This is a genomic window from Microthrixaceae bacterium (assembly GCA_023957975.1).
Taxonomy (GTDB): Bacteria; Actinomycetota; Acidimicrobiia; order Acidimicrobiales; family Microtrichaceae; genus JAMLGM01.
Genome location: JAMLGM010000009.1, coordinates 158,730 through 172,638 on the forward strand (window position 1 = coordinate 158,730; position 13,909 = coordinate 172,638).

10 protein-coding genes and 1 tRNA gene are annotated in these 13,909 nt (G+C 65.8%); 6 read left to right on the forward strand and 5 right to left on the reverse strand.

Annotation, left to right across the window (positions count from 1 at the left end; genetic code table 11):
- Positions 1 to 85: 85 nt before the first annotated feature.
- The 5 genes from M9952_13475 to M9952_13495 all read left to right on the forward strand — a co-directional run bounded on the left by M9952_13475 (position 86) and on the right by M9952_13495 (position 7,098).
- Positions 86 to 2,344: a circularly permuted type 2 ATP-grasp protein gene (locus M9952_13475; GenBank protein ID MCO5313936.1), complete on the forward strand. Its 2,259-nt coding sequence runs from the start codon at positions 86 to 88 to the stop codon at positions 2,342 to 2,344.
- Positions 2,341 to 4,896, forward strand: a complete 2,556-nt coding sequence (locus M9952_13480; protein ID MCO5313937.1) for a circularly permuted type 2 ATP-grasp protein — start codon at positions 2,341 to 2,343, stop codon at positions 4,894 to 4,896. Before M9952_13475 ends, M9952_13480 begins: the two co-directional genes overlap by 4 nt.
- Positions 4,893 to 5,786: a transglutaminase family protein gene (locus M9952_13485; protein ID MCO5313938.1), complete on the forward strand. Its 894-nt coding sequence runs from the start codon at positions 4,893 to 4,895 to the stop codon at positions 5,784 to 5,786. Before M9952_13480 ends, M9952_13485 begins: the two co-directional genes overlap by 4 nt.
- 30 nt (positions 5,787 to 5,816) lie before the next feature.
- Positions 5,817 to 6,938 carry a phosphotransferase family protein gene (locus tag M9952_13490; GenBank protein MCO5313939.1) on the forward strand — a complete coding sequence of 374 codons (1,122 nt, stop codon included), beginning with the start codon at positions 5,817 to 5,819 and terminating at the stop codon, positions 6,936 to 6,938.
- A gap of 75 nt (positions 6,939 to 7,013) precedes the next feature.
- Positions 7,014 to 7,098, forward strand: a tRNA-Leu gene (locus tag M9952_13495).
- A gap of 123 nt (positions 7,099 to 7,221) precedes the next feature.
- On the opposite strand, the gene M9952_13500 is transcribed toward M9952_13495, so the two are convergent.
- Complete coding sequence (locus M9952_13500) at positions 7,222 to 7,995, reverse strand: Abi family protein (protein ID MCO5313940.1); 774 nt, start codon at positions 7,993 to 7,995, stop codon at positions 7,222 to 7,224.
- Positions 7,996 to 8,415: 420 nt separating this feature from the next.
- Between M9952_13500 and M9952_13505 the strand changes: the two genes are divergently transcribed.
- On the forward strand, positions 8,416 to 8,841 hold the full coding sequence (locus M9952_13505) for a nitroreductase family deazaflavin-dependent oxidoreductase (protein ID MCO5313941.1): 426 nt from the start codon (positions 8,416 to 8,418) through the stop codon (positions 8,839 to 8,841).
- An 85-nt stretch (positions 8,842 to 8,926) separates the two neighbouring features.
- Here the strand turns inward: M9952_13505 and M9952_13510 are convergent, their stop codons facing one another.
- From M9952_13510 to M9952_13525, 4 genes are all read right to left on the reverse strand, one after another.
- The gene (locus M9952_13510; protein ID MCO5313942.1) at positions 8,927 to 9,754 is read right to left on the reverse strand and encodes a lysophospholipase; all 828 of its coding nucleotides are present in this window, start codon (positions 9,752 to 9,754) and stop codon (positions 8,927 to 8,929) included.
- 83 nt (positions 9,755 to 9,837) lie between these two features.
- Positions 9,838 to 12,090: an EAL domain-containing protein gene (locus M9952_13515; GenBank protein ID MCO5313943.1), complete on the reverse strand. Its 2,253-nt coding sequence runs from the start codon at positions 12,088 to 12,090 to the stop codon at positions 9,838 to 9,840.
- 159 nt (positions 12,091 to 12,249) lie between these two features.
- On the reverse strand, positions 12,250 to 13,212 hold the full coding sequence (locus tag M9952_13520; GenBank protein ID MCO5313944.1) for an isopenicillin N synthase family oxygenase: 963 nt from the start codon (positions 13,210 to 13,212) through the stop codon (positions 12,250 to 12,252).
- A 57-nt stretch (positions 13,213 to 13,269) separates the two neighbouring features.
- Positions 13,270 to 13,629: a hypothetical protein gene (locus M9952_13525; GenBank protein MCO5313945.1), complete on the reverse strand. Its 360-nt coding sequence runs from the start codon at positions 13,627 to 13,629 to the stop codon at positions 13,270 to 13,272.
- Between the last annotated feature and the right edge of the window lie 280 nt (positions 13,630 to 13,909).

Sequence of the window (13,909 nt, forward strand, 5' to 3'; positions counted from 1 at the left end):
TTTATCAAACCCACCGCACCTCATGTTCACAGGGCCGTAACCACCCTCGAATCGCCGATACACATCGCCGACTTAGAACGCAGTCGTGACCTTCGACGACTACGAGATGACGAGCTTCGATGAGCTGATCGCTCCCGACGGCGCACCACGCGCCGAAGCCCAAGCGCTCGTCGATCACCTCGAACGTCTCGGGATCGATGAGCTCGCGATGCGTCAACACGCTGCGGACGTCGGCATTGAAGCGGCAGGAATCACCTTCACCGTCTACTCCGAGGGTGCCGGTATCGATCGTGCATGGCCCTTCGACATCGTCCCCCGCGTCATCGCCCGACGCACGTGGGATCGAATCGACGCCGGATTGGTCCAGCGGCTGCAGGCGCTCAACCGCTTCATCGACGATGTCTACAACGACCGCCGAATCTTCGCCGAGGGCATCGTGCCGTGGAGCCTCGTCGAGAACTCCCCCGGATACCGCCGCCAATGCGAGGGGGTTCATCCGGCCCACGGGGTGTGGGCCCACATCTGCGGCAGCGACCTCGTGCGTGGCGATGACGGGGCCTTCTACGTCCTCGAGGACAACCTGCGTGTCCCCTCGGGGGTCTCCTACATGCTCGAGAACCGCGAGACCACCAAACGGGTCTTTCCTGAGCTCTTCGCCAATCAGTCAATCCTGCCGGTGGACGCCTATCCCGATCGTCTCCGACGGGTGCTGGGATCGCTCAGCCCCGAGGGAGAGACGGCGACGATCGCCGTGCTCACGCCGGGGGTGTACAACTCCGCGTACTTCGAGCATTCGTTTCTCGCCCGCCAGATGGGCGTCGCCCTCGTCGAAGGTAACGACCTTCAGGTCGACGACGACCTGTTGGTCACGATGCGCACGATCGGCGGGCCGGTGCCGGTGGACGTCATCTACCGACGCGTCGACGACGAGTTTCTCGATCCGCTCGCCTTTCGGCCTGATTCCGCGCTCGGGTGCCTCCGGTTGATGGAGGCCTGGCGCGCCGGCACCGTCGCGATCGCGAACGCCCCCGGAACCGGGGTCGCGGACGACAAGGCGGTCTACGCGTACGTGCCCGACATGATCCGCTTCTACCTCGACGCCGAACCCATACTCGCGAACGTTCCCACGTATCACTGCGCAGACCCCGACGACCGGGCTTACGTGCTCGACCATCTCGCCGAACTCGTCGTCAAGCCGGCCAACGAATCGGGCGGAACCGGCATCGTGATCGGACCGAAGGCCGGGCCCGCCGAGCTCGCCGAGGTCGGCGCCGCCATCGCAGCGACGCCGCGACGGCACCCAGCCCGCCACATCCCTCGCCAGAACCGACACGACCAACACCAAGGAGCCCTGATGCTTTTGTCCCGCACCGCCGAGAACCTCTACTGGCTCGGGCGACACCTCGAGCGGATCGAAACCGTCGCTCGCATCATCGCCGAACACACCAAGTTACTCGTCGACCTTCCTGTCGAGGTCGACCGCGACTGGGGAGCACTCCTGGCCATCACGGGCACCGAACTGTCCCACACCGACCGGTACGGTCGTTGCGACGAATCGAGCGTGATCTGCCACCTCGTCGCGGACATCGCGAACCCGACCTCGCTGGTGCGCACTGCCGCGAACGCCCGGGAGAATCTTCGCGTCACCCGCCAGTTGCTTCCGGCACCGCTGTGGGAGGCCGTCGACGGGCTTCGATCCCAGCTCATCGCCGGCGCCCCGCTGTGCGCGTCGAGATCCGAACGCCTCGACCTGTGCTTCGCCGTGATCGAGAGCTGCCAACGAATCGTCGGCATCGTGTCGGGGACCATGGGCCGCGACGACACCTTCCGGTTTCACGAACTCGGCCGAACCGTAGAGCGCTGCGACATGACCACTCGAGTGCTCGACGTGCGCGCCGCCGGCCTGCTGTCACAGAGCGCGAAGGCGCCGGTTCCGCCCGCCGACCGGTCGCCGTATGAGGACGTGCGTTGGATGGGAGTGCTGCGAGCGTTGGGTGCCCAGCACATGTTCACCCGTTCGGTGCCCGGACCGACCGACGCGGATTCGGTCGTCACCTTCCTGATCGACAATGAGGACTTCCCCCGATCGGTCGCCCACTGTCTCGGCACCGCGGCCGGCCTGATCGTGCACCTGCCACGCAGCGAGGCGCTCGTGCGCACCGTGCACGACCTGAAGCGGGAGATCGCGGAACGCCCGGAACGCCCGATGGAGGCCGCAACCCTGCGGGTGTGGCTCGACGAGGCGCAGCGGGGCATCGGCGCGTTGCATCACGAACTCACTGAGACGTACTTCACCATCGGGTCCTTCGAAGCCCCTGCAGGCGCCCGGCAGGCGCTGGTGTGACCCGGCGCGTCCCGCTCCCCCGTCACGTGGAACACGCGCCGGATCTCCGAGGCCTTCAGGCGAACGCCATCCAGATTCGTCGCGCCATCGACGAATTCGGCGATGCGGTCGGATTCGACCACATCGCCGCCCCGTTCAACGACGGCGCTGCGCTCTCCGACGGTGCTGCGCTCTCCGACGCCGGCGGCGACGACATCCGGCGAGCACGGCTCGACCCTGTCCCGCTGCCGATCGAGCGCCGTGAATGGCACCGGATCAGCGCGGCGCTCGAGCAGCGGGCGCGGGTGCTGGAAATGGTGCTGACCGACCTGTTCGGCGCCCAGCGTCTCCTCGCCGGCGGCCACCTGCCGACCGAGGCGATCGTCACCCATCACGAGTACCTACGCCAGTGCGTTGGCACGGCGTCATCCGGCCAGGGCCCCCTGGTGTTCTACGCGTGCGATCTCGCTCGCACCACGACCGGGGATCTGACGGTCCTCGCCGATCGGACACAGATGCCGACCGGGATCGCCCAGGCTGTCCAGATGCGCGAGGTGATGGCGCGAACCCGGCCGGATGCGATCGTCGAGGACCGTGTCGCTGCGATCGAACCGTGGCTGTCGAAGCTGCGCCATGCGCTCGGCGCGATCGCTCCGCCGCAAAGCGAACGCTCCCGTGCCGTCATCATGACCCCTGGTTCCGCCGCTCTCGCCCACCCAGAACACACCTACCTGGCTCGACGCCTCGGGTTCACCCTCGTCGAACCGCCCGACCTCACCGTGCGCGACGGACGCGTGTGGCTCAAATCGGTGACCGGGCTTGAGCGGGTTCATGTCATCATGCGGCTCGTCTCCTCGGAGCGTTGCGATCCGCTCGAGCTCGCCACGAGCACCGAGGCAGGGGTGCCCGGGCTGGTCGAGGCCTGTCGCCGCGGCACGGTCACACTCGCCAACCCACTCGGGTCGGGAATCGGAGAGTCGACCGCCCTGCTGCACTTCCTCCCCGAACTCACCCGGACCCTGCTGGGAGAAGACCCGTTGATCGAGGCCGCCCCGACCTGGTGGTGCGCCAACGACCAGCACCGACGCCACGTCCTGGCCAACCTCGACCGATTGCTGATCCGCTCCAGCGGTGGCGGCTCCGGTCGGCGGACCCTGTTCGGCCGCATGCTGTCGAGCGACGAGCGGGCGCTGCTCGCGAGCGAGATCGAGGCCGCTCCACATCGCTTCGTCGGCCAACAAGAAGTCGAGTTCGAGCCACAGGCCGTTTTCGACGGAGACCGGCTGACGCATGCTCCGGTGGTCACGCGGGCCTACCTGGTCGCCGGCAATTCCGGATTCGAAGCCATGCCGGGCGGGTTGTCGATCACCGCCACGACCACCGACGCCATCACCTTCGATGCTCCCGTCAGGGTGAAAGACACCTGGGTCTATGAGGCCGAAGGCGTCGCGTCCGACATGAATCCCCGCCAGGTCGTCGTCGCCGCCACCCGTCAGCCTCCCGTCGATCTGCGCGACTCGATCACCAGCCGGGCCGCAGCTTCCATGTACTGGATCGGCCGCAACCTCGAGCGTGCCCTCACCACGGTGCGCCTTGTCCGCTCGGTCGCATTGCTCCACGAGTCCCGCCACGACCTGTGGTCCGACACGAGCCCGATGGTCGATGCGGGAATCGACCTCCTGATCGACTCGATCGTCGGCGCCGCACCGAATCCATCGTTCGTCGGCGACGGCCGCGGCCGCCTGACCAACGAGGTGCTCCCCGCCGCGCTCACCGACAGCGGGCGCCCGCGGAGCCTCGCTTCGTCGTTGTACTACTTGTTGAGCAACGTCGAATCCGTTCGTCAGCTCTTCTCCGCCGACTCGTGGCGAGCCCTTCAGCGAATCACCGAACGGTACCGGTCACTGCTGAACGACGGCAACGTGTCGACCACCCAGGACGCACTCGACACGTTCTCACCGTTGCTCGAGCTGTCGGCGTTGATCGCCGAGTCGATGGTGCGAGACCCAGGATGGTGGTTCCTCGACCTCGGGCGTCGCGTCGAGGGCGCCCAACTCGCGACCGGCTCGATCGGAGCGACGTTGCAGCGCGACCCGCCGGAGGAGATCGCAGCCTCGGTGTGGAACGCGCTCCTGGGCACCTGGGACGGGGTCTTTGCGTATCGACGTCGCTACCGAAGCGACGTCGATCCGTCGCTCCTCATCGACCTGTTGCTGTGCGACACCTCGAACCCGCATTCGGTATGTGGCAATCTCGCCGGGTTGACGCGGGCTCTCGATCACTTGCACTCGTTGCGCGGCGCCGGACCCAACCGGTCGCCGGCGGCGCAACAGTGTGCGGCGCTGCTCGAGTCGCTCCAGGGCGCGAATGTGGAGGCGCTCGCGGCGGTGGGAGCAGACCGAACCCGCCGCTCGTTGAGCGAGTTCACCACCGGCCTCACCACGGCCATCGACGCCGTGGCCGAGGACATCGACCTCACGTACTTCGTGCAACTCAGCTCGCGGCATCTTGAAGGGTCCCGCCTACCCACCGAGGCTGCCGGCGTGGCGTCCGTTGGCCAGGCAAGCGCATGAGATTTCGGGTGTCGCACACGACGGCATACCGCAGCCGGCTCCCGGTCGTGATGGGCTATCACCTCGCCTATCTCACCCCACGGGACTGTCCGGGGCAACGAGTGCGGTCCCACGAACTCCTCGTCACTCCGACGCCAGCGGACCGTGCGGGCCATGTCGACGTGTTCGGCAACCGATTCACGTACTTCTGCATCGAAGAACCTCACGTGTTGTTCGAGGTCACCGCGACCTCGGAGGTGGAGGTCTCCGGCCGGCGTCGCTTCGCCGACCCTCAGGCGGATTGGCATTCCGGCGTGGAACGCGCCACCGACCCTCTCCTCGCCGACTTCGTGGCGTTCAGCGACTTCGTCACCTCGTCGCCGTCGGTTCGCGACTATGCAGCGCTGTCGTTTCCTCCGGGGCGCCCGTTGCTCGAGGCGCTCGAGGAGCTCAATCGCCGCATCTTCGATGACTTCGCCTATGACCCCGGCTGGACGACGGTGTCGACACCGGTGGAGGTGGTGTTCGCAACACGTCGCGGCGTGTGCCAGGACTTCGCTCATCTCATGTTGGCGTGCGTACGGTCGATGGGTCTGGCCGGCAGGTATGTCTCGGGCTACCTCGAGAATCGCCCTCCGGATGGAACCGACGCGCTCGCAGGTGCCGATGCGTCACACGCCTGGGTTTCGGTGCTGTCGGGTGACGGGATCTGGATCGACCTCGACCCCACCAACGGCCTCGTCGAACCCGCCCACCACATCACCGTCGCGTGGGGGCGCGAGTACAGCGACGTCGCACCCTTGCGCGGGGTGGTAACCGCACCGGGCGACCCGGCGACGCTGTCGGTTGCCGTCGAGGTGGAACGCATCGATTACCGAAGCCCGCGCCGCCATCACCGCAACCCGCGGTAGCGTTCTGAGGTTCGAAATGGGGGCACTTCGTTGAATCAGAACGACACACCACGGGTCACCAAATCCAGCCGCGACCACGGCGAACTGCGACGACGTTTCGAAAGCTGGCTGCGCGAACAGCTCGGTGACGACGCCAACCCGGTCATCACGTCGTTCGAAGCTCCGGAGTCCAACGGCATGTCGAGCGAGACGATCCTGGTGAGCGCCGTGTGGGATTCACCCGATGGGCGAGGCGACCACGATCTGGTGGTGCGCATCGCCCCACCGAGCGACTCGATGCCGGTGTTTTCCCGCTACGACCTGAGCCTGCAATACGACGTCATGGCGCTCGTCGGCGAACGAACCGACGTGCCGATTCCCCGGCTGTTGTGGAACGAGCCGTCCCCCGAACCGCTCGGAGCGCCGTCTTTCGTGATGGGGCGAAGCGTCGGCGACGTTCCCCCCGATCTCATGCCTTACACCTTCGGCAGTTGGGTGTCGGAGGCAACCGACAGCGACCGCGAGCGGATGGAGCGCACGACGGTCGACGTGTTGACCAAGGTCGCCGCCATCGCAGACCCACAGGTTTCGGTGCCGAGCCTCGCCCCGGAACCGGACGATGGGCGAAGCGCATTGCGTTGCCACGTCGATGCCGCCCGCGCCTGGCTGGACTGGTCGGTCGGCGACGAGGCCTCGCCGCTGTTGGACCGCTGTTTCGAATGGCTCGAATCCAACTGGCCCTCCGATGAGGGCGAAACCGTGCTGAGCTGGGGCGACGCCCGGATCGGCAACATCATGTATCGCGATTTCGAACCGGTGGCGGTACTCGACTGGGAAATGGCGGCGTTGGGGCCACGCGAACTCGACCTTGCCTGGCTGATCTTCCTCCACCGCTTCTTCGACGACATCGCCGTTCAGATGGGGTTGCAGGCAATGCCCGACTTCCTGCGACGCGACCGCATGGAATCGCTCTATGAAGAACTGAGCGGACATCGCCCGCAAAACATGGACTGGTATCTCATGTACAGCGCGGTGCGCCACGGCATCGTGTTCACACGAATCTCACGACGGATGGCGCATTTCGGCGACCAGGAAATGCCCGAGGACCCCGACGACGCCATCCTTCACCGCGCAGCCCTCGAAGCCATGGTCGAAGGAACTTACTGGTCCTGAGCGACCCGATTCCGATACCGCAAGGGGCGGCGCCTCACTACGATGCGCAACGTCGCGAACAGCGACCGACACGATGCCCGGGTGGCGAAATGGCAGACGCAGAGGGCTTAAACCCCTCAGCTCCGAAAGGGGCGTGCGGGTTCGAGTCCCGCCCCGGGCACGATGTGTTTTCAAGGGTTTTGAAAACCGACATGGATGCCACCCTCCTGGCTAGCGGCGACCGCCGATCTGGTGTGTCGGCCCCGACGGTCGAACGCCGAGCGTGTCCTTGTGGTGCCGGGCGCTACTTGGCGAGCGGGGACTCGACGGCTGAGTCCCACCCGGCAGGGCACCCCATCTCGCCTGCGCGACGACGAGGAATCGCCTCAAGCGACTCGAGGATCAGGCTCCGCAGCTTGGGCGCCCACGACGATCCGGGCGAGACAGTGGTCAGGATCTGCGCTGTGACCAGCGCGGCTCCATAGATGCGTTCGCTCTGGCCGTCGGGCAGCGTCGAAAGCCCTGGGATGCTTGCCAGCCCTGCCGTGCTGGCTGGTGTGACGGACCGATTCCAGGGCCTCGAGTGGTGGGCACTGGTGTTGCGAACGATGGTGAGCTGCTCAAGCCATCGGACGAGTGGGTGGTGCTTCTTGGCCTTCTCCTGCTGGCGCTTGCTGAGCTTTGACAGGTCGATGCGAACGCCGATCCGCTCGGCGACAGCCCACTGGAGACGAGCAGGGAGCCCCTCGTAGAGTCGCGAGCTGTCGGCGAAGTCGAGGTGATCGGCCAGTACCCACAGCGGGTATCGCTTTCCGTATTCAGCCGCGTAGTGGCGTACAGAGGCGCTTGACCTGGCGGCTCGTTCTATCCTGCTGTCCGCTGTTTCCAGCCAGCGCCTGTGCTCGAAGTCGGGGCGGTAGTTGGCTGGGTCGCGGTAGGCGAGCGGGCCGAGAGCACCGAGCTCGTTGGTGAGGCCGCTGCGAAGGGGCCGTCGATGAGCATTCCTCGACTCAGAAGCTTCTCGACCAGAGCACCGGTCGGCACATGCGGCTTCAGAGGTTTCGGCATCGTCTCCCACTTCGACCGAAAAGAGATCCAGCCCACACCGGGCGAACCTGGGCGGGCTGAACTATTGACACTAACGGTGCCCGATCTGCTGGCCGACTGTCAACTCATTTGACGCACGGCGCATTCGATCAGATCGTCAGCGGACATGTGGAGTGACGTTTGAGGACCGGCGAGAAGGGCGGAACCCGGTCGTGGCAGACTTGAGCAGTCGCGAAATAGTCGCGAACTTCTTGGAACCGACTCGCACCTGACCCCACCGGTCGTCACGAAGGGCCCCTGAGACCCCCGGAATCGCCCGGAGAACGACACTCCACCAGCCTGCCCGGCACCACTCGTCACCCCAACCCGAGGGCTCAAACCCCTCAGCTCCGAAAGGGGCGTGCGGGTTCGAGTCTCGCCCCGGGCACGATGACACCGAAAGGACGCCCAGATGAGTGACACGAATGAGATGAACGACCGGAACCGCCAGATCATCGACGAGTTCCGCGCCAATGATGGCAAGGTCGGTGGCAACTTCGAGGGCGCTCCGCTGCTCCTGTTGCATACGACAGGAGCGAAGTCCGGGGCGGAGCGCGTCAACCCGATGATGTACCGGGACCTCGGCGACGGGCGGGTTGCGGTATTCGCATCCAAAGCTGGATCTGACAGCCACCCCGCCTGGTACCACAACCTCTCCGCCAACCCAGAGGTGACAGCGGAGATCGGCTCGGGAACACGAGCGTTTACCGCCCGGACCGCGTCTGCGGAGGAACGCACCCCGATCTGGGAGGCCCAGAAACAGGAGTTCCCGGGGTTCGCCGGCTACGAAGCATCGACAGGTCGCGTGATCCCGCTCGTCGTCCTCGACCCCCACTGAGACACCATCTGAGGCACCATCTGAGGCACGAACTGAGTCCACTGCCCCGGCCCCAACGCTTCCGCAGGCGTTGGATGGAGCGACGCTAACGATGAGCGGCGAGCCAGTCGCTCACCACTTCGAACACCTCGTCGCGTTCGGGTTCGTGGTGCAGTTCGTGAAAGGCCCCCGGCCAGGTCCGCAACGTCACGTCGGTGGAGGAGACCTCGGTGACGAGGTTCCGAGACCCTTCCACGGCGGCGAGCGCATCGGCCTCGCCGTGCAGTACCAGCAGCGGGACCGAGATTCGCGCGGCCTGTGCGTGTGCGGCGGCGAAGTTCACGTTGAGTTCCCGACCGGTGCCGGCGGTCATCTTGCCGCGGAAGTTGAGCGGGTCGGCGTCGTAGGCGTCGCGCACCTCCTGAACCCGCGAGATGGCATTGCCGTCGAGCTGGATCGTCGGCAGTTTCGGCGCCAGCTTACCCACGACGTTCGCGACCTTCACCAGCACGGACGGGATCGCGTCGGCCACGGCAAGGGCCGGCCCCGTCAAGACGATGCCAGCGAAGCGCTCGTCGCCGCGCTCGGCAAGTCGGGTCGCGGCGAGGCCCCCCATCGAGTGCCCGTAGAGAAACAACGGACGTTCGCAACGAACCGCGTCGACATACGCCGACAGATCGTCGACCAGCGAGTCGAAGGAGTCGACCTCGCCCCGTTTCACGCCGGTTGTCTTCCCATGGCCCCGATGGTCGAGCGATGCGACCCGATAGCCCGCCGCCACGAAGCGTTCCACCCAGGGCAGGTACCGACCCGAGTGTTCGCCGTACCCGTGGATGAGCACGATGTCGGCCACCGGCTCCCCCTCGGGCAACCACTCAACGGTATAAACCCGGACACCCCCGGCTCCGACAAAGGACGATTCGGTGCTGCGCATACGGCTCACGTTACGCGCCTTCAACCACCCACGGCGGGGCGGGAATCAACAATGCGAAACGTCGCCGCGACCGATCCGGGCGATCACGTGGCGAAGGCGACCGGCGACAGTTCCGCGTCAAGCATCGATTCGAACGTGGCCGGATCCACCGCTCGTGCGTACCACCAGCCCTGACCACGGCGGCACCCCAGCTCGATCAGGGTCCGAGCGTGGGCCTCGGTCTCTATTCCCTCAGCGGTCACCGACATTTTGAGCGCCTCGGCGAGGGTGACCACCGACCGCACGATCGCCTGATCCTGGGCATCGTGATCGACGCCGGTGACGAATGACCGGTCGACCTTCAACACATCGACAGGGAACCGTTTGAGATAGGACAGCGACGAATACCCGGTGCCGAAGTCGTCGATCGCCAGCCCGACGCCGAGTGCACGAAGCCGGCCCAACAATTCGGCCGACCGCTCCACATCGCTCATGAGCGACGACTCGGTGATCTCCAGACACAGGCACCCTGCCGGGAAACCCTCGCGCTCGAGCGCCTCCGCCACCTGATCGACGAGGTTGTCGTCATCAAGCTGGCGCGCCGACAGGTTGACGCGCATGACAAAGGCCCGATCTCCGATCGACTCACGCCAAACTCGAGCCTGCCGGACCGCTTCGTTCAGCACCCAACGGCCGACCGGCACGATGAGCCCGGTCTCCTCGATGACCGGCACGAACCGAAACGCGTCTTGCAGTTCGCCGTCGCAGTGCCACCGCAACAGTGCCTCGGCGCCGATGACCCTGCCCGACACCATGTCGACCTCGGGTTGGTAATGCACCTGAAATTCTCCGCGTTCGAGTGCACCACGCAGCCGCTGCTCGAGGGCATAGCGCTGCGCGGTTTGTTCCTCGACGCTCGGGTCATACGTCGACACACCCCCTGGGCCCTGCCCGCGGGATCGGTTCATGGCGGCGGTGCTGCGTCGTATCAGGCCCTCCGCCGCGCCTTCGTCTCCATCGACGCCGACCCCGATCCCAGCGCTCACCGTCAAACGGAGCTGTTGGCCGTCGATCTCGTATGGCTCGGCGAGCTCTTCGCAGATTCGTCGGGTCATCTCATACAGCGCCCAGTCGCTTTGACACTCGCCGACCCCGATCGCGAACTCGTCGGAAGCGATTCTGGCGACCGCGTCCCCCGGCCGAATCAACCCACGCAGACGGGCACCGATGCGTTTCAACACCAGGTCACCCGCCGTCGAGCCGAGGCTATCGTTGAGCGCATTGAACCCGTCCACATCGACCACGAGCACGCCCACGCGGCCAGGCTGCGCCGCCGATGCGAGCATCTCGTTGAGTTCGGCCACGAGCCCCGTACGGTTCAACAGCCCGGTCAGTTCATCGTGGCGCGAGCGTCGACGCATTTCGTCTTCGGCCTCTGCCGATCCGAGTAGTTGGGCGCACGTTGCGGCAACGGTGCCGAGCAGGATCAGATCGCTGTCGGCCCAGTCGCCCGTGCGGGTGTGCCACTCGAATCCCATGGCGGCCACTGCACGCCCGCCGATCACGATGGGCAACTCCAGGAACGAACTGATCCCCAACTCCTCGAGGAACTCGCGGTCGATACTCCATTCCGGAGGGAGTTTCGAAACATCGCGAACAGCGAGCACCTCCAACGCCGATTGGGCGCTGGCAGCGAGCGGGGTGAGCGACAGCGGAACCGACACGTACTCGTGGCGCTGGGGCGGGATGCCCCAAGCGGTCCACTCATGGGTCATCGTCTCGAACTCCGCCGCGGCGTCAAAGGAGACCACGTACCCGCGATCGGCGCCGAGAAAGATCGCAGCCTCTCCGAGGCCCGACTCGATGATGTCATCGACGTCGTCTGCAACGGTGTGCGCTGCGCGGTATTGGAACCGGGTGATGAGGGTTTCGAGCGATTCCTTTCTCCGCAACAGGCGTTCGGCGGAACGCGCAACCGTCGAACGTTGCATGATCACCACGATCACGGAACGACCGTCGAGCACATCGGCCCAGATCGAAAGCTGAACCTCGAAGGTCTCCGACACCGCAGAACACATCGTCATCGAGATCTCGACCGGTTCGCTGAGGCCCCCGGACGATCCGCTTTCCGACAGGCACCTGGCGACGCGTTCGCGCTCCGATTCGCTCGCCAACTCGGCGAACGGGCGGCCGACCAATTCGTCGACCGAGTAGCCGGTCTCGGCGCTGACGACGTTGGATACCGACAGACAGGTACCCGCTCGATCGAGGATGAACACCGGGTCGTGCACGCGTTGGCTCAGCCGCTGCCAGAACGGGTCAATCCAATCGGTCTCCACTGAGACGTCACGCGTCATGCGACTCGATCGGCACCCGTCACAGGAAATTGAAGGATGGCACCTGAAGTAGCGCGAATTGGCCAGTCGGTGGTCCGTTCGGCCCACCGCCGCGGCCTTTACCCAAACGGCCGGACCCATCGACCCGGATGAGTCGGTGCCGCCCGCTCGGGGCACCACTCACAAGCGCTCGTCCAGGTACGCCTCACCAAGCTGGGGAAAGACTCGACGGACACGACTCATGAGGTACTCGCCGTAGGTCCCCTCAAAAAGCAGCGGATCCTCGCGGTCCCAACGTCGGCGGCCGGCGCCTTCGGAAGCGATCAGGCGTGTGACCCGAACCGACCAGCCCGGGTCGAAAAACAGTGGGAACGACAGACGAAGTTGTGAACTGGCGTTTCGCACTCGGTGCGGGGTGGACCGGTATGTTCCGCCGGTCGCCCGCTCCAACATGTCTCCGATATTGCAGACAAACGAGCCCGCGATCGGCTCCACGTCGATCCATCCGTCATCCGACGCGACCTGCAGGCCTCCGATGTGATCCTGCAGCAACAGCGTGATCAGGCCATAGTCGCTGTGTTCAGCGACGCCCCACCCCTCCACGCCGTCGGCCACCGCCGGTGGGTACGCAAAGATCCGAAACAACACGGTCGGGTCGTCGACGAGGCTCACCAGACCTCCGTCCAAGCCGAGACCCCGATCGAGGAGCGCGACGATGCGACGCCCAAGGGCGGCGACCGCCTCGATGTATTCGAGCACGACGTCGCGCATCTCCGCAGGGTGACTCGGAAAGAGGTTCGGGCCGTGAAGCGGCCGAGGGTCATCTGCGGGGAGTTCCGAACCGAAGTAGATCCCTTCCTTGTGGTCGGGACGCCCCGCGGTCAATTCGGAACCCAGCGCAAACCAGCCACGCCATGCCTTACCGCCATCGTCCATGGCGATCTCGCTCTTCACCTCGGGGTCGAGCGCGAAGAACGCGCGGGCAACAGCCTCGAGGTCGGCGATGAGCTCAGATCGCACACCGTGTCCGGTGACGACGAAAAACCCACGGTCACGACATGCGGCGTCGAGGCGCTGAGCCAGCACCTCGTCGGACTCGGCCGACAAGTCGATGACCGGGATGTGGTGCGAGGGCCGGGACACCGACGAAGTGTTGCACGCCGCGTGCAGTGCGCGAAATGGCGAGGCCGTGCCGCGCGCTCACGCGGCGACCACATCGAGCGGGGTTCGCGAAGGTGCGATCGGAGCTTCGGTTGGACCGAGAAGGCCGTCGACCTCAAGCGACTGCCACAAGGACCGGCGAAGCAGCGCGGCATCGGCCCCCACGAACTCGTTGACGACCACGAACGCCTCCACGAGATCGGCCTGCACCGCAGCGAACGGACGCTCGTCGAGCCGAACCGACACCACGACCTGCCCATCGCTTCGGCGCCGCAACGACCGGTCGAGGTCTGCTCGCCGTGGCCGGCTCCTGATGGCCGGCACGTCGAGCCCCAGACCACGTGCGGTTGCGGACAGTGCACGAACCGATTCTGCGAAATGGAGGGAGCGGGACTGCATGATCACATCATCTCCGCGACCACCGACAGTCGATCCGGGTGGCCGTAACCGACAGTGCCGGAGGTCTCAGGCCCAGCACCCGAGGCGACCCGCTGCTCGCGCTACAGTGCTCGCGGCGCCTCAACGCCCTCAACAACACGAAGGGGAGTACCCCGCAAGTGCCGGCATCGTCATCACGGCACCACCGACGCCGATGCGTCGCTGGTCCCGGTGCCGGCCACCCCGTTCGACCGGTGGCCGATGCGAGGTGGGGAAGACCTTCGGTTCGTTCCGTCCAACG